The 15,525-nt window shown below is 72.6% G+C and carries 16 protein-coding genes; 8 read left to right on the top strand and 8 right to left on the bottom strand.

Features of this window, described 5'->3' with window-relative positions:
* On the top strand, nucleotides 1-264 hold the full coding sequence (locus tag ACFQ7Q_RS02280; RefSeq protein WP_383548637.1) for a hypothetical protein: 264 nt from the start codon (nucleotides 1-3) through the stop codon (nucleotides 262-264).
* A 14-nt stretch (nucleotides 265-278) separates the two neighbouring features.
* On the opposite strand, the gene ACFQ7Q_RS02275 is transcribed toward ACFQ7Q_RS02280, so the two are convergent.
* Both ACFQ7Q_RS02275 and ACFQ7Q_RS02270 read right to left on the bottom strand, forming a co-directional pair.
* On the bottom strand, nucleotides 279-1,487 hold the full coding sequence (locus tag ACFQ7Q_RS02275) for an ATP-binding protein (RefSeq protein WP_383548634.1): 1,209 nt from the start codon (nucleotides 1,485-1,487) through the stop codon (nucleotides 279-281).
* Nucleotides 1,484-2,143, bottom strand: coding sequence for a response regulator transcription factor (locus ACFQ7Q_RS02270; RefSeq protein WP_383548632.1), 660 nt, complete (start codon nucleotides 2,141-2,143; stop codon nucleotides 1,484-1,486). Before ACFQ7Q_RS02270 ends, ACFQ7Q_RS02275 begins: the two co-directional genes overlap by 4 nt.
* Nucleotides 2,144-2,232: 89 nt before the next feature.
* Here ACFQ7Q_RS02270 and ACFQ7Q_RS02265 point away from each other — a divergent pair, with 89 nt between their 5' ends.
* The 4 genes from ACFQ7Q_RS02265 to ACFQ7Q_RS02250 are packed head-to-tail and all read left to right on the top strand — an operon-like array spanning nucleotide 2,233 to nucleotide 5,784.
* Nucleotides 2,233-2,715 (top strand): hypothetical protein, encoded by a 483-nt coding sequence (locus ACFQ7Q_RS02265; RefSeq protein ID WP_383548630.1) that lies wholly within the window; start codon nucleotides 2,233-2,235, stop codon nucleotides 2,713-2,715.
* The gene (locus tag ACFQ7Q_RS02260) at nucleotides 2,712-3,773 is read left to right on the top strand and encodes a peptidoglycan-binding protein (RefSeq protein ID WP_383548628.1); all 1,062 of its coding nucleotides are present in this window, start codon (nucleotides 2,712-2,714) and stop codon (nucleotides 3,771-3,773) included. The genes ACFQ7Q_RS02265 and ACFQ7Q_RS02260 overlap by 4 nt, the downstream gene beginning before the upstream one ends.
* On the top strand, nucleotides 3,770-4,585 hold the full coding sequence (locus ACFQ7Q_RS02255; protein ID WP_383548625.1) for an ABC transporter ATP-binding protein: 816 nt from the start codon (nucleotides 3,770-3,772) through the stop codon (nucleotides 4,583-4,585). Before ACFQ7Q_RS02260 ends, ACFQ7Q_RS02255 begins: the two co-directional genes overlap by 4 nt.
* Entirely contained in the window at nucleotides 4,585-5,784 is a 1,200-nt protein-coding gene (locus ACFQ7Q_RS02250; protein WP_383548623.1) for an ABC transporter permease, read from the top strand. The genes ACFQ7Q_RS02255 and ACFQ7Q_RS02250 overlap by 1 nt, the downstream gene beginning before the upstream one ends.
* Nucleotides 5,785-5,806: 22 nt before the next feature.
* On the opposite strand, the gene ACFQ7Q_RS02245 is transcribed toward ACFQ7Q_RS02250, so the two are convergent.
* The 4 genes from ACFQ7Q_RS02245 to ACFQ7Q_RS02230 all read right to left on the bottom strand — a co-directional run bounded on the left by ACFQ7Q_RS02245 (nucleotide 5,807) and on the right by ACFQ7Q_RS02230 (nucleotide 10,185).
* On the bottom strand, nucleotides 5,807-7,144 hold the full coding sequence (locus ACFQ7Q_RS02245) for a PAS domain-containing protein (protein ID WP_383548620.1): 1,338 nt from the start codon (nucleotides 7,142-7,144) through the stop codon (nucleotides 5,807-5,809).
* Between the two features lie 443 nt (nucleotides 7,145-7,587).
* Nucleotides 7,588-8,409, bottom strand: coding sequence for an ABC transporter permease (locus ACFQ7Q_RS02240; protein ID WP_383548617.1), 822 nt, complete (start codon nucleotides 8,407-8,409; stop codon nucleotides 7,588-7,590).
* On the bottom strand, nucleotides 8,406-9,380 hold the full coding sequence (locus ACFQ7Q_RS02235; protein ID WP_383548614.1) for an ABC transporter ATP-binding protein: 975 nt from the start codon (nucleotides 9,378-9,380) through the stop codon (nucleotides 8,406-8,408). Before ACFQ7Q_RS02235 ends, ACFQ7Q_RS02240 begins: the two co-directional genes overlap by 4 nt.
* A gap of 1 nt (nucleotide 9,381) precedes the next feature.
* Complete coding sequence (locus tag ACFQ7Q_RS02230; protein WP_383548612.1) at nucleotides 9,382-10,185, bottom strand: ABC transporter permease; 804 nt, start codon at nucleotides 10,183-10,185, stop codon at nucleotides 9,382-9,384.
* 122 nt (nucleotides 10,186-10,307) lie between these two features.
* On the opposite strand from ACFQ7Q_RS02230, the gene ACFQ7Q_RS02225 reads away from it, so the two are divergent.
* Nucleotides 10,308-11,186, top strand: a complete 879-nt coding sequence (locus ACFQ7Q_RS02225; RefSeq protein ID WP_383548609.1) for a winged helix-turn-helix transcriptional regulator — start codon at nucleotides 10,308-10,310, stop codon at nucleotides 11,184-11,186.
* Here the strand turns inward: ACFQ7Q_RS02225 and pdxH are convergent.
* Nucleotides 11,178-11,810 (bottom strand): pyridoxamine 5'-phosphate oxidase, encoded by a 633-nt coding sequence (pdxH, locus tag ACFQ7Q_RS02220; protein WP_383548720.1) that lies wholly within the window; start codon nucleotides 11,808-11,810, stop codon nucleotides 11,178-11,180. The two genes, ACFQ7Q_RS02225 and pdxH, sit on opposite strands and share 9 nt — an antisense overlap.
* A gap of 218 nt (nucleotides 11,811-12,028) precedes the next feature.
* Here pdxH and ACFQ7Q_RS02215 point away from each other — a divergent pair, with 218 nt between their 5' ends.
* A complete protein-coding gene (locus ACFQ7Q_RS02215) occupies nucleotides 12,029-13,138 on the top strand; it encodes a citrate synthase 2 (RefSeq protein WP_383548607.1) in 1,110 nt (369 codons plus the stop codon).
* A gap of 167 nt (nucleotides 13,139-13,305) precedes the next feature.
* Here ACFQ7Q_RS02215 and ACFQ7Q_RS02210 read toward each other — a convergent pair whose 3' ends face one another.
* Nucleotides 13,306-14,346: an isopenicillin N synthase family dioxygenase gene (locus tag ACFQ7Q_RS02210; protein ID WP_383548604.1), complete on the bottom strand. Its 1,041-nt coding sequence runs from the start codon at nucleotides 14,344-14,346 to the stop codon at nucleotides 13,306-13,308.
* Between the two features lie 276 nt (nucleotides 14,347-14,622).
* On the opposite strand from ACFQ7Q_RS02210, the gene ACFQ7Q_RS02205 reads away from it, so the two are divergent.
* On the top strand, nucleotides 14,623-15,525 hold a 903-nt coding region (locus tag ACFQ7Q_RS02205), incomplete at its 3' end, for an FAD-dependent monooxygenase (protein ID WP_383548601.1).

Here is a 15,525-nt window from a genome sequence, read left to right as displayed (position 1 = left end):
GTGGTCAGGATTCACGAGGAGTTCGACGTGGTGATCAAGGCGGTGACCATGGTGGGATCGTTCGTGACGATGGAAACCGCGGACGGCGGGGAGGGCTTCATCGACCAGGTCAAGCATCCCTCGTGGTGGTCGGAGGAGGTGCCGCCCCCGGCGGCGGGCGACCGGCTTCATGTAGTGGTTCTGGACCCGTCCAGGACCCCGCCACGGCTGAGCGCGCTGGAGAAGGACATCGAGATCGGGCGCCGGTTCCGCAGCGACGACTGACTCTCGTCCGGGACTCAGCCGCACGCCGCGAACCGCACCCGTACCGTCAGGCCACCGCCCTGCCGGTTCGGGAACGCCTCCGTGGTGGCGTCGTGGGCCCGGGCGATCGAGTCGACGATCGAGAGACCCAGGCCCGCGCCCTCGTCGGGGGCCTGGGTGCGGGCCGTCAGGCGGCGGAAGGGTTCGAAGAGGAGCGGGACCGTGTCGGGCGGAACCTCGGGGCCGGTGTTCGTCACTTCGATGCCGATGTCCGGGCCCGTACGGACCTCCACACGGCCGTCGGGAAAGTTGTGGCGCACGGCGTTCACCACCAGGTTGTGGACCAGCCGGTCCAGCAGCACCGCGTCGCCGTCGACCGTCAGCGGCCGGGCCCGTACCGTGACCGCCACCCCGCGCTCCGCGGCCTCCGCCGCCAGCGCGTCCACCGCCTCGCGGGCCACCTCGTGCACCGCCACCGGCCGCCGCTCCCGCAGCCCCTCCTCGGAGGCGGCGAGCAGGAGCAGCCCCTCGATGATCCGTTCGCTGTCGTCGGCGACCTCGATCAACTTCCCCCTGATCCGGGCGACCCGCTCCGGGGACGGCTCCCCCGCGAGCCCGATCTCGGCCGCCGCCCGCTGCACGGCGACCGGCGTGCGCAGTTCGTGCGCCGCGTTCGCCGCGAAGCGCTGCTGCGCGGAGACCAGCCGTTCCATCCGGCCGAGCATCACGTCGAAGGTGTCGGCCAGCCGCTTCAGCTCGCCCGGCGGGCCCTCCAGCGCGATCCTCTCGTGCAGGTTCTCGCCCGACAGCCGACGCGCCGTCTCGGTGATCACGGCCACCGGCCGGAGCACCCGGCCCGCCATCCACCAGGCCAGCGCGACCGAGAGGACCGCGTACACGGCGAGGACGATCAGCGAGACCGTCAGGAGCCGCTCCAGGGCCGCGGACTCCGCCGCGTCGCTGACCGTCCGCGCCACCGTGAGCGTCTCGGCGGAGACCTGGCCGGGCACCGTCGGAGCGGGGCTCGCCGGCACGGCGCTCCGGTAGGCCGTCGGGAACGCCGTCGGCAGGTCCTCCAGCCGCCGCGCGGGCACCGCGCCGGTGATCGCCACGCTGATCGAGGAGTACAGGCCCTCCTTCACCAGCAGATAGACCACACCCGTCAGCAGCCCGCCCGCCAGCAGCAGGAGCCCGCCGTACAGGACCGTCAGCCGGGACCGCTCCCCCGTCATCACCCGCCTCATGACGAGATCCGGTAGCCCGCGCCCGGCACCGTCTCCACCACCGGCGGCTCACCGAGCTTCGCCCGCAGCTTGCTCAGCGTGACCCGCACGGCGTTCGTGCGGTAGCTCGTGTGCTCCTCCCAGACCTGCTCGATCAGGTCCTCGCCGCTCACCACCGCTCCCTCGGCCCGCAGTAGCGCCTCCAGGACCGCGAACTCCTTCCGCGACAGGTGCAGATGGCGCCCGTCCCGGCTGGCCTGGCGACGCGCGGTGTCGAGGACGAGCCCGGCCCGTTCCAGGACGGGAGGCAGCGCGGGCCTGGCACGCCTGCCCAGCGCCAGGACCCGGGCGAGCAGCTCGTCGTACGCGAAGGGCTTGGTCAGGTAGTCGTCGGCGCCGAGACCGAGGCCCTCGACCCGGTCCCGTACCGTCCCCGCCGCGGTCAGCATCAGCACCCGGGTCATCAGCCGCTGCTCGACCACCCGCCGGCACACGTCGTCGCCGTGCATCCCGGGCAGGTCGCGGTCCAGGACGAGGACGTCGTACTCGCCGAGCTGCAGCTTGCGCAGCGCTTCGAGGCCGTCGGCCGCGACGTCCACGGCGAGCGCGTCGCGGCGCAGCCCCTCGGCGATCATCTCGGCGAGAAACGCCTCGTCCTCCACCACCAGTACGCGCATGGCCCCTGTGTATCCGAAGGGGACCTTTCGCCGGTGTTAACCCATCCGCTGAGAGAAGCGAAACATCCCTTCGCGGCACGCTCCCGCCCATGACGACCTCACGCAAGACCAAGCTGGCCGCCGCGGCCTCGTTCGCCGCCCTCTCCCTGTTCACGGCCGCCTGCTCCGGCGGCGACGACGCCCCCGAGGCGAACGAGGAGGGCAAGAAGGCCGACCAGGCCTTCGAGCACCGCAAGTGCCTGCGCGAGCAGGGCCTCGACGTGCCCGAGCCCAAGCCGGGCGAGCAGGGCGTCGGGCTCACCATCGGAGGCGACGGGATGTCGAAGGAGAAGATGGAGAAGGCGTTCAAGGCGTGCCGGGGCAAGGGCGGCGGCGCCGGTCTCGGCAAGGAGCCCACGCAGGCCGACAAGGACAAGGCCCTCGCGTACGCGAAGTGCATGCGCGAGAACGGCTTCAACATGCCCGATCCGAAGTTCGACGGCGGCGCGCAGGCCGCGATGCCGATACCGAAGGGCGCCGAGAAGCAGAAGTTCGACAAGGCGGCCAAGGCGTGCGAGAGCGTGGCCCGATGAGCCGGCGCAGGCTCGTCGTCGCCCTGGTGGCGATCGTCGCGGTCGCCGGCGGCGGGGCGGCCGTCACCGCCCTGACCGCTCCTGACAAGCCCGAGGTCACCGCCGACTCCAAGGGGCTGCCGAAGGCCACCGCACCCGTCACCCGCGGCGACCTCAGCAACAGCTCCCAGCAGGACGGCACCCTCGGCCACCTCGGCGAGCGGAAGATCAACGCGGGCCCGGCCGGGATCCTCACCTGGGTCGCGGGCGCCGGCTCGGTCGTCGAACGCGACGGGCGGCTGTACGAGGTCGAGGGCAGCCCGGTCCGGCTGATGTACGGCGCCGAACCCATGTACAGGACGCTCAGGACCGGCGACAAGGGCAAGGACGTCCACCAGCTGGAGGAGAACCTCGCCGCCCTCGGGTACACCGGCTTCGACGTCGACGAGGAGTACACCGCGAAGACCGCGGCCGCCGTCAAGCGCTGGCAGAAGTCCCACGAGCTGAAGCAGACCGGCACGGTCGGCCCGGAGCAGATCGCCTTCGCGGGCAGTGCGGTACGGATCAAGGAGGCGGGCGCCTCGCCCGGCGACCGGGTCGCACCGGGCGGTCCGGTGCTCACCGTGACCGGCTCCGAGCGGGTCGTACGCTTCGAACTCCCGGTCTCGGACGCCCCGTCGGCGAAGGCCGGCACCCGGGTGAAGGTCCTGCTGCCGGACGGAACGGAGCTGCCCGGGAAGGTGTCGGCGGTCGGGAAGACCGCGAAGGTCGGCGACGACCCGCAGGACAGGACCCCGAAGATCCCCGTCACGGTCTCCTTCGACGACCCGGCGAAGGTCAAGGGCGTCGACCAGTCCCCGGTCACCGTCGACCTCACCGGCGAGACCCGCCGGGACGTCCTGTCCGTACCCGTCAACGCGCTGCTCGCCCTGCCCGGTGGCGGCTTCGGCGTCCAGGTCGTCGAGAACGGGACGGCCAGGGACGTGGAGGTCGAGCTCGGCATGTTCGGGCAGGGCCGGGTCGAGGTCAGCGGCGACGGGCTGCGCGAGGGCATGAAGGTCGGGGTGCCGTCCGCATGACCACGGTCGTACGACTCTCCGGGGTCACCAAGGAGTACGCGGGCGGCGTCCGGGCCCTCGACGGCGTCGATCTCACCATCGGGGAAGGGGAGTTGCTCGGGATCGTCGGACCGTCCGGCTCCGGAAAGTCGACGCTGCTGCACATCGTCGGCACCCTGGACCGGCCCAGCGCCGGAACGGTCGAGATCGCCGGGCACGACGTGGCCTCCCTGACGGACCGCAGGCTGTCGGCGCTGCGGGCGCGTCGTATCGGCTTCGTCTTCCAGGCGTTCCACCTGGTGCCGGGCGTGGGGGCGCTGGAGAACGTGGCCGAGGGGCTGCTGTACTCGGGGCTGCCCCGGGCCCGCCGCCGGAGGATGGCCGCCGACGCGCTGGCCCGGGTGGGGCTCGCCGACCGGATGAAGCACCGGCCGCACGAGCTGTCGGGCGGGCAGAAGCAGCGGGTCGCCATCGCCCGCGCGGTGGTCGGCGAACCGGCCCTGCTGCTCGCCGACGAACCGACGGGCGCGCTGGACTCGGCGTCGGGCGAGGCGGTGATGAAGCTGCTGCACGACCTGAACGCGGAGGGCGCGACGATCGCGGTGATCACCCACGACGGCGAGATCGCGGCCCGCCTGCCCCGCCAGGTCAGGATCCGGGACGGACGTGTGGTGGGGGACACGGGATGCGGGGGCGACGGGCGGTTCCGTGTGGGCCCCGCGGACCGTGTCGGTGACGGAGGAGGTGGGGGGTCCGCGTGTGGACCCCGTGGTGCGTGGATGGGCGCCGATGCCGCGGCCCCCCGCTCCGGTGGCGGAGAGGGGGCGGCCTGATGTCCCGTACGAAACTCTCGGCGGCCCGGCTCGGCCCGCGTGACGTCCTCCATGTCGGCTCCGCCGGGCTGCGGAGCCGACCCGTACGGGTCGCGCTCTCCGCGCTGGGGATCGCCATCGGCATCGCCACGATGATCGCGGTCGTCGGCATCTCGGCCTCCAGCCAGGCCCAGCTGCTCCGGCAGCTCGACGCGCTCGGCACGAACATGCTGGTCGCCGAGCCGGGCGAGGGGATGTTCAGCGGGCAGGAGGTCAAGCTGCCCAAGGACGCGGTGGGCATGGTCGGCCGTATCGCCGGGGTCGAGGAGGCCGCCGGCACCGGGGACCTCAAGAGCTCCGTACGCCGCTCCGAGAAGATCCCGGAGGCCGAGACCGGCGGGATCTCGGTGAAGGCGGCGACGGAGGGACTGCTCGACGTCCTGCGCGGCGGGATGGCGTCCGGGACGTGGCTGAACGCCGCCAACGGGCGCTATCCATCCGTGGTGTTGGGCCATGTCGCGGCCGAGCGGCTGGGCATCACCCGGCCGGGGCAGCAGGTGTGGATCGACGACCGGTACTTCACCGTGATCGGCGTCCTCGACCCGCTGCCGCTCGCCCCCGAGATCGAACGCTCGGCGCTGGCCGGCTGGGAGGGCGCGGGGCCGCTCCTGGGCTTCGACGGGCATCCGACGGCGGTGTACGAGCGGTCCACGGACGCGTCCGTACGGGACGTCCAGCGGCTCCTGGCCCCGACGATCGACCCGCAGAACCCGCAGAACGTGTCGGTCGGCGACCCTTCGTCGGCGCTCAAGGCGAAGGCGGCGACGGAAGGGGCGTTCTCGACGCTGCTGCTCGGGCTGGGCGGGATCGCGCTCCTGGTGGGTGGGGTCGGGGTGGCCAACACCATGATCATTTCGGTGTTGGAGCGCCGCCACGAGATCGGGCTGCGGCGGTCCTTGGGCGCGACGCGGGGGCAGATCAGGATCCAGTTCGTGACGGAGTCCCTGATGCTGTCGGGCCTCGGCGGCCTCGCGGGTGTGGCGCTGGGCGCGGCGGCGACGGGCGTGTACGCGTCCACGGGCGGGCTGCCGTGGGTGGTGCCGCTGTGGGCGGTGGGCGGCGGATTCGCGGCGACGCTGGCGATCGGCACGGTGGCGGGCCTCTACCCGGCGGTCCGCGCCTCCCGCCTGTCCCCGACGCTGGCCCTGGCGACGGCGTAGAGGACGGGGTGGTGGCCGTTCGTCACGGCGTCGGCGGGGTGACCACGGTCGCCAGGTCCAGGGACGACGCCACACGGACCGCCACCGCCTCCGCGTAGACCGCGTCCGGGCGCTCGAAGGCCGTGCGGGAGGCGCCGCGGAGGAAGGTCACCGCGCCGACCGTGCGGCCCCGGCTGCGGAGCGGCAGGCACAGCGCGTGGACCGCGTCGCGCGGCCAGTGGCGTTCCGCCGCCCACTCCTCCGCGCCCTTCGGGCTCGCCGCCGCGGCCGACGCGCGCACCGGGCCCGTACGGGACACCGCCTGGAGGACCGGGTGACCCGCCGGGTACCGCACCGGAATGCCGCCGCCCGCGACCGGGACGACCGGGCCGGGCTCGCCCCCCGGGGTGGCCGCCACACGGACCAGCCGCCGATCCCCCACCGCCACGTCCACCAGCGCGTGGTCGGCGAACCCGGCCAGCGCGAAGTCCAGCAGCACCGTCGCCGCCTCCCTCGGGTCCTCGCACTCGGCCGCCGCCACGCCCGCCCGGTGCAACTGGCTGTACCGGAACCGCAGCCGGTCCGCCTCCTGCTCCGCGAGCCGCTCCTCGGTGACGTCCTGGAACAGCCACCCCACGCCCAGCGGCACCGGCTCCTCCGCGAGCGGTGACGACAGCCGTACGAAGCCGCTGCGCCAGCACCGCCGCCGGTCGCCCTCCGCGGTGCGCAGCGTCACCCACACCTCGGCCAGGGCCCGCGGCGCACCCTCCGCCAGCACGTGCTGGAGCGCACCCTCCAGCTCCTCGACGCCCTGCACGATCAGCTCCCCGAGCGGCCGGCCGAGCAGTGTGGTGCGGCCCCCGCCCATCGCCCGGGCGGCATGCCCGTTCACGGTGGTGGGCCGCAGGTCCACGTCGACGAGGACGACACCCCAGGACGCGTCCTCGAAGAGCGCCTCGCTGAGCGCGATCGAACGCTCCAGATCTATCTGCGCGTGCACCTCGCTGAACGCGCAGTACACCCCGGCGGGCTTGCCGTCCGCGCCGCGCACCCCGGCCGACTGCGTCCGTACGAGAACCCGCCCGCCGTCCTTCCGTACCAGCGCGAACTCGTGCACCAGCCGCCCCGGCGCCGCCATCGCGGCCATCAGCCGCTCCAGGGCCTGGGCCGCGTCGGCCCGCCGCGCGGCCCACCCCTCGAACCCGCGCCGTCCGACGGCCTCCCCGGCGGACCAGCCGAGGATCCGCTCGGCCTCCTTGTTCCAGTGCGTGACGGTCCCGCCGGCGTCGAATGCGCAGAGCGCCGCGTCCATCCCGTCGAGCAACGCGGCGAGCAGATCGTCACCCGGCACGGACGTGGTCTCACTCCTGGCAGCACTCATCCCGGCACCCCCTGCAGGACGGTGTACGTCGCGTGCACCCGCACGCCCCCGATCATTCAACTTGAACGTGACGCAGGACACACCCGGTTCCATGAAATCGTTGCGTCCCGGAAACGAACACGGGGGATGCGGCCGCCCGCGCCGGCCCGGCGGGCCCGCCGGGAAATCGGAGAATAAATCGCTTGAGGCTTCGCGGAACGCTTCCTATGGTGTGGAGCACACGCGAAAGGAGGTGATCCGAGAACATGATTTCTTTTCGGATTCGTGAGGTGACTGCGGGCTAACGGCCTGCCGTCGCACTCTGTGCACCTCGGCAGGCCACCTGCCGAAACCCAAGCAGTCACCCGACCCGTGGGCCGCCGGTAGTCCGGCCGGCTCTCGTCCGAACTCGAGCGGACGGGACCAAGGCCCACGGGTCGTCTGCGTTCTCCGCCGGGCGGGTCCTAGGCCAGCGAGAGCCTGCCCGTCCGCTGGGACCTGGCCTCGCCCACCCGCAGGATCACCGCGGCCGCGCCGAGCAGGAGCGCGCTCAGGGCGGCGAGGCCCAGGAGCGTCGGGGCCAGCTCCGTGAGGGTGCGGTGTTCGAGGAGGGCTCCGCGGACCGCGATCAGGCTGCCGGTGAGCGGGAAGACGGCGCCGACGATCTGGATCGCCGCGGGCAGGGCGAAGTGCGGGAGGCGCACGCCGGAGACGAACCAGAGCGGCTCGTCGAGGATCGTGTACAGGAACGCCGAGTCCCGGGAGAAGACCAGCAGGCTGTTGAGGAACGCTCCCCACGCGACCGCCGGGATCAGCAGGGCGAGGAAGACGATGCCGTACATCCACCAGGCCGAGACCGACAGCGCGCCGAAGCCGGTGAGGGCGGCGACGGTGAAGCAGGTGAGGAGCCAGGCGTTCTGGAGCAGGGCGCCGGCACCGTTGGCGAGCATGAGGGTGAGGCGTCCGGCCGGGGAGAGGAAGAGGAGTTCCAGGGTGCCGGTGGCGCGCTCGAAGGAGAGGTGCCAGGCGCTCTGGACGAGGGAGAAGAAGAAGGCGTACGCGAGGGTGCCGGTGGCCAGGAAGGCGAGGAGCCGGTCGGGGTCGGCGGCGAGCGGCCAGTTCGCGGCGGCCGGGGAGGCCGTGGCGACGGGGCGCAACGTGTAGTAGGTGGTGGCGAGTTGGAGGACGGGCCAGACCAGCATCGAGAAGACGACGAGGGGCTGGCCGAAGAGACGGCGGTGCTGTTTCAGGGCCTCCGCCGCGAAGACGCGGACGGCGTGGTTCATACGAGGGCCTCCTCGCCGGTCTCGGCGAGCGCGAGGATCGCGTCCTCCAGGCTGGCCTCGGCGATCTCCAGGCCTCCGATCGAGCCGCCCGCCCCGACGATCGCGGCCGTCAGCGGGCCCGCCATGTCGTCCGGATGGCGCAGGGTGATCAACTCGGCTCCGGAGGGCAGGAGTTCGGAGCTCGCGCCGAGACGCGCGGCCACCGCGGCCGTCGCCTCGCTCGGGTTGGTGACCGTCAGGCGGATCGTGCGGTGACTGCCGGTGGCCGCCTTCAGCTCCGCCGGGCTGCCCTCCGCGAGGTGACGGCCGGCGGAGATGACGTACACATGGCCGCAGAGCTCCTCGACCTCGGCGAGGTAGTGGGAGGTCAGCAGGACGCCCGTACCCTCCTCGGCGAGGCGGGCGACGACGCGCCGCAGGTCGCGGGCGATCGGGGCGTCCAGGCCGAGGGTGGGCTCGTCGAGCAGGAGGTAGGCGGGCCGGTTGATCAGCCCGCGGGCGATGGCGAGGCGCTGGGTCATGCCGCGCGAGTAGCGCTCGACCATGGTGTCCGCCGCGTCCGACAGGCCGACCAGTGTCAGCAACTCGTCTATCCGGGTGCGCAGTTCGCGCTTCGGGACGTCGTAGAGCTGACCGAAGTACCAGAGGTTCTCCCGGCCGGTCATCCGGGTGTAGACCATGCGCTCGCCGCCCGCGATGAGGTTGATGCGGCGGCGTACGGCGCGGGCGTCGGCGACCGTGTCGAGGCCGTCGACCGTGACCGCGCCCGAGGTCGGACGCAGCAGGGTGGCGAGGATCTTGATGGTGGTGGTCTTGCCGGCGCCGTTGAGGCCGAGAAGGCCGGTGATCCGGCCGGGCGGGATGTCGAGGTCGAGGCCGTCGACGGCCTTCTTGAGGCTGCGGGGGCCGAAGGGCCCCTTGTCGCGTACCGGGAAGTCCTTGCGCAGCGCGCGCACCTGAATGCCCGTCATGTCAGTACGTCCTTTCTACGGCGCGGGCCTCGGCCCACGGCAGGCACCTCAGGCCCAGGAACAGGTAGGCGCCGCTCAGCAGCGCGCAGACGGCCAGCCTCGGAAGGAGGTCGGTCAGCGGCTGCCCGCCGGTGGTCGCCGCATGCAGGACGTCCGTCGCCGCGGTGGTGGGGAGTACTTCGGCGAACCACTGGAGGGGTTCGGGCAGGTAGGTGCGCGGGAAGGTGAAGCCGCCGACCAGGCCGAGGACGATGAAGACGGTGTTCTGGGAGATGTGCGCCTCACCGGCGGCGATCATGAGGCCGCCGAGCCCGACGGAGAGCGCGAAGACCGCGCCGATCAGCGCGAGGCCGCCGAGGAGCAGGCCGGTCACGGAGGCCACCGGGACGGAGATCTGGAGCAGGGCGACGACGACGCCCAGGGCGAGGAACTCCACGAGGCTGCTGAGGACGGCGAAGGCGGTGAAGCCGACGAGGTACGGGAAGCGGCCGGCCGGTGCGATGAGGAGGGCGCCGAGGGTGCCCTGCCGCTGCTCGGTGATCAGGGCCTTCGCGGACCAGAGGATGAGCCGGACGGTGAACTGGAAGGCGGTCGCGCCGACGACGATGTAGGCGAGGTAGGCGGTGGTGCCGCTGCCTTCGGCGAAGTCGCCGGCGACGGCTCCGCCGCCGATTGCGTGATAGCCGAGGTACGCGAGCGAGATGGCGAGCGCGGCCGGGAGGACCGTGCCGACGGCGTAGGTCCATGGATAGGCGCGGCGGGTCATCTGCCAGGTGCGCCAGACGGTTGCCCAGGCTATGGGCATGTGGGCGATCCCCTCCCCCGTGAATCGATCAGTGAGTTCCGATTGGAAACTTACTGTGAGTTTCTATCGGGAACTCACTCGATGGCGCAAGATGGAGCGGTCGACCGACCGAGGAGGAGACCATGGCCCGAGCCGTGCCCGAGCGCGACGCCGCCTGCGCGATCGCCCAGGCCGCCGCCGTCGTCGGCGACTGGTGGAGCCTGCTGCTCGTCCGGGAGACCGCCCGCGGCCGGCACCGCTTCGACGAGCTCCAGCGCGAGCTCGACATCTCCCGCAAGGTGCTCGCCGAGCGACTGAACCACCTGGTCGACAGCGGCGTGCTCGACAAGGTGCCCTACCAGGAGGGGCCGGTGCGGTACGAGTACCGGCTCAGCCCCGCAGGCCGCGCCCTGCTCCCCGTCCTGGTCGCGATGCAGGACTGGTCCGACCGCTGGCTGCTCGGCGACGGCACCCTCACCGCCTCCGCCGACGAGCACAGCGCCGAGGCCCACCGCGTCCACGAGCTCCCCGGGACCCGGCTGCCGCGCCTCACGCTGCCCGCGCACACCGGCGACGAGCGGGACCCGGTGGACCCGGAAGCCACCGCCACCGTGCTCTTCTGCTACCCCGCGACCGGGCGGCCGAGCCCGCTGCCCGAGGGCTGGAACGACATCCCCGGCACGGTCGGCTGCACACTGGAGAACCGGCTCTTCAGGGACGCGTACGAGCGGTTCACGGCCGCCGGCGTCGCCGTCCACGGAGTCTCCACCCAGCGCCCCGACGAGCAGCGGACCTTCGCCGCCGCCGAGGAGATCCCCTTCCCGCTGCTGTCCGACATGGACGCCCGGCTCTCGGCGGCGCTCCGACTGCCGACCTTCCGCGCGGGACAGGCCCTGCGGCTCAAGCGCGCGGTCCTGGTCGTGGACCGGGAGCGGACCGTACGGCACGCGCAGTTCCCGGTCACGGACATCCCGCACGCGGTGGAGACGGCGCTCACGGAGGCGGCGAAGGCGTCAGGGTGAGAGGCGCTCCACGCGCCAGTCGTCGCCGTCCTCCGCCCGCACGTACCGCAGCCGGTCGTGCAGCCTGTTCTCGTGGCCCTGCCAGAACTCCACCGTCTCCGGCACGACCCGGAAGCCGCCCCACTCCGGCGGTACCGGAACCTGCTCGTCGTCCGGGTAGCGTGCGGCCAGTTCCTCGTAACGGGTCAGGAGTTCCTCGCGGGACTCGATCACCGAGGACTGGTGGCTGGCCCAGGCGCCCAGCTGGGAGCCGTGCGGGCGGGTGCGGAAGTAGGCGACCGTCTCGTCCCGGCCGGTGCGCACCGCCCGGCCCGTGACGATGACCTGGCGGGCCAGCGGATGCCAGGGGAAGAGCAGCGAGATGTACGGATTGGCCGCCAGCTCGGTGCCCTTGCGGGAGCCGTAGTTCGTGTAGAAGACGAAGCCGGCCTCGTCGAAGTGCTTCAGCAGCACCGTGCGGGAGGACGGGCGGCCGTCGGGGGCCGCGGTCGAGACGACCATCGCGTTCGGCTCGTGGATCGCCGGGTTGGTGGCGGTCTCCTTGAACCAGCGCGTGAACTGTTCGATCGGTTCGGGGGCGAGGTCGGCCACAGTCAGCTCCGTGGTGCGGTACTGCTCGCGCATGTCGGCGGGATCGAGAGCGTCTGTCACAGAGGCCATCCTGCCGCAGAGACGCAGTCTGCCCGGCACGGCTGTCCGCTAACCCTTACTCGCCGGATCGGCGCAGTGTGCCGGATGTCACGCTTCCCCGCATCATCGGAACCGTACAGACTCTTCCGCTGGATGACTGTTGATTCCCGACCAACACCCGGATGATTGATCATCGATAGAGGAGCCGCCTGATGTCCGACTTCGTACCCGGACTCGAGGGAGTCGTCGCGTTCGAAACGGAGATCGCCGAACCTGACAAGGAGGGCGGCGCTCTTCGGTACCGCGGCGTCGACATCGAGGATCTGGTCGGTCACGTCTCGTTCGGCAACGTCTGGGGCCTGCTCGTCGACGGGGCCTTCGACCCCGGTCTGCCGCCGGCCGAGCCGTTCCCGATCCCCGTGCACTCCGGCGACATCCGCGTCGACGTCCAGTCCGCGCTCGCCATGCTCGCCCCCGTATGGGGCCTCAAGCCCCTCCTCGACATCGATGCCGAGCAGGCCCGCGAGGACCTCGCCCGGGCCGCCGTCATGGCGCTCTCGTACGTCGCCCAGTCTGCGCGCGGCCAGGGTCTGCCGATGGTGCCGCAGAGCGAGATCGACAAGGCCGAGTCGGTCGTCGAGCGGTTCATGATCCGCTGGCGCGGCGAGCCCGACCCGAAGCACGTCAAGGCCGTCGACGCGTACTGGACCTCGGCCGCCGAGCACGGCATGAACGCTTCCACGTTCACCGCGCGCGTCATCGCCTCCACCGGCGCGGACGTGGCCGCGGCCCTGTCCGGCGCCGTCGGCGCCATGTCCGGTCCGCTGCACGGCGGCGCCCCGTCCCGCGTCCTCGGCATGATCGAGGAGATCGAGCGGACCGGCGACGCCAAGGCGTACGTGCGGCAGGCCCTCGACCGGGGCGAGCGTCTGATGGGCTTCGGCCACCGCGTCTACCGCGCCGAGGACCCGCGCGCCCGCGTCCTGCGCCGTACGGCCAAGGAGCTCGGCGCGCCGCGCTTCGAGGTCGCGGAGGCGCTGGAGAAGGCCGCCCTGGAGGAGCTGCACAACCGCCGCCCCGACCGCGTCCTCGCGACGAACGTCGAGTTCTGGGCCGCGATCATGCTCGACTTCGCCGAGGTCCCGGCGCACATGTTCACGTCGATGTTCAGCTGCGCCCGTACGGCCGGCTGGTCGGCGCACATCCTGGAGCAGAAGCGCACGGGACGCCTGGTGCGGCCCTCGGCGCGCTACATCGGTCCCGGCCGGCGCGACCCGCAGGAGATCGCGGGCTACGCCGACCTGGCGGCGTTCGCGGGCTGATCCCGCACAGGCGTACCGGGGCGCGCCCGCACAGCCCGCCCCGCCCGAGCCCGGCTCCGCGACCGCGGGGGCCGGGCTCCGCCATGTCAGGCCCCGGGGCGGGGCCCCGGGCGGGCTCAGCCGTGTCCGGGGCCCCGGTCAGCTCGGGGCGTAGGTGGTGGGTGGGGTCAGGCGGTTGCGAGTGGGCGCTCGTCCGCGAGCAGCAGGTCCGCGTGGTGGCGGGCCGCGGCCAGCGGGTGGGCGCGCAGCTTGCCCTTCAGCTCGTTGCGGCCGTACTCGGCGAACAGCGGGTTCGCCGGGTCGGTCGTGATCCCGGGCGCCGTCGAGGCGAACGGGAACGGCAGCGGGGCGATCCGGGCGTCGAGCCGCGGGTTGTAGAAGAACGGGACGGAGTAGCGCTCCGTCGCCGCGGGCGGGGAGACCACCCGGTGGTTGGTGGCGATCAGATAGCCGTTGGTCGCCACTTCGAGGAGCTCGCCCAGGTTGACGACGAACGCGCCGGGCAGCGGCGGTACGTCGTGGAAGGCGCCGTCCTCGCGCTCCACCTGGAGGCCGCCTACGTGGTCCTGAAGGAGCAGCGTCAGGAAGCCGTAGTCCTTGTGGGCGCCGACGCCCTGGTCGGCGCCGTCATCGGCGCTTCCCGGGTAGCGCACCAGCTTCAGGTGCGGGTGGGCCCGGTCACCGAAGACGTCGTCGTAGAAGTCGGCGGGCGCGCCGATCGAGGCCAGCAGCTCCTGCAGCAGCCGCTCGGCGACCCTGCTGAGGCGCTCGACCCAGTTCAGGGCGGCGAGCCGCAGCTCGGGGAGGGCGGCGGGCCACTGGTTCGGGCCCTGGAGCCACCAGTACGGGGCCTCGCCGGGGCCGGGGACGTGCGCGGGGCGCTCGGCGCCGATGTCGAGCTGGTCGCGCCAGTCGCGGGAGCCGCCGGTGCGCTCGTCGCCGATGCGGGTGTAGCCGCGGAAGTGCGGCGAGTTGGTGGTGTCGAGGGCGATCCGGTCGGCCTCCGGCAGCGCGAAGAACGCCCGCATGGCGGAGGTGAGCGCCCGGGTCTCGTCCTCGGTCACACCGTGCCCGATCAGCTGGAAGAAGCCGACGTCGTGAGCGGCACTGTGGAGCTGCGCGTGGAGCAGTCGCCGGGCCTGGGGGCCGCGGTCGGCGGCGGCGAGGTCGACGATGGGGAGCTGGGAGCTGTACGAGGTCTGCGTCATGGTGTGCGTCCGCGGGGTGTTACGGGGCCCGGGCGCGCCGCCAGGGGTGGGGCGGGGGCGCGGGTGCCTGAAGTGGAGAGGGGGGCTACGAGGTCAGGCGGAGCGCCGACAGCCCATGCTCGTGACGCGGACGAAGTCCACGTGGCGACGGCGTACGAGCGAAAGCATGGGACCAGCGTACTGCGGGGCGCGCGAGACGTATGTGGCGCGGGTCACGCCACCGGGTCACCATGGTGTACGGACCGGTCCGGGGGCCAGGTGTTCAGGGAGGCACCCGTGGCACACGCCCGTACAACCGACGTACTGATCGTGGGCGCCGGCCCCGTGGGGCTGAGCGCGGCCGCCGAACTCCGCCGCCGCGCGGTGCCCTGCCGCATCATCGACCGGCTGCCGGCCCGCCTTCCGTACGCCAAGGCGGTCGGCATCCAGCCGCGCACCCTGGAGATCTGGGACCGGATGGGGCTGGCCCGCTCCGTCCTGGAGGCCGCCGTCCCCCTGCGCGGCCAGTTGATCCATGTCAACGGCCGGGAGGTCGCGCGGATCGAGCTCGCGCTGCCCCCCGAGGTGCCGTACGGATTCGCCGCGCTGCCGCAGTACGAGACCGAGCGCCTCCTGGAGGAGTACGTCGCGGGCCTGGACACCACCATCGAACGCGGCACCGAGCTGCTGTCCTTCACCCGGGACGAGGACGGGGTGACCGCCCGGCTGCGGACCGCCTCCGGCGAGGACGAGGAGCTGCGCACCCGCTATCTGATCGGCTGCGACGGCGCGCACAGCACCGTCCGCAAGGGTCTCGGCCTCGGCTTCGAGGGCGGGGCCTTCCCCGAGGAGTACATGCTGGGCGACGTCGAGGCCGACTGGGACCTGCCGTACGGCTACGGCCTGCGGTCCCTGCGCCACGCCGAGGACGGCTCGACCGACGACGCGCTGGTCTGCATCCCGCTGCCCGGCACGGGCCGCTACCGCATGTCGATGACGGTCCCGCCGGAGCTCTCCGCGCAGGGGGGCGACGCGAGCGGCGACGGCGTGGCGCACGGCCTGGAGGGCAGCCGGGCGCCGGAGCTGTCCCACATCCAGGCCGTGGTCGACCGGCTGGCACCCACACCCACCCGCGTCTCCGCGCTGCGCTGGTCCTCCGTCTTCCGCATCAGCCACCGGATCGTCGACCGCTACGGCGAG

It is taken from the genome of Streptomyces sp. NPDC056527 (assembly GCF_042794475.1).
GTDB lineage: Bacteria > Actinomycetota > Actinomycetes > Streptomycetales > Streptomycetaceae > Streptomyces.
Note: the sequence above shows the minus strand (reverse complement) of the source record. Positions and strands in the feature narration are given on the sequence as shown.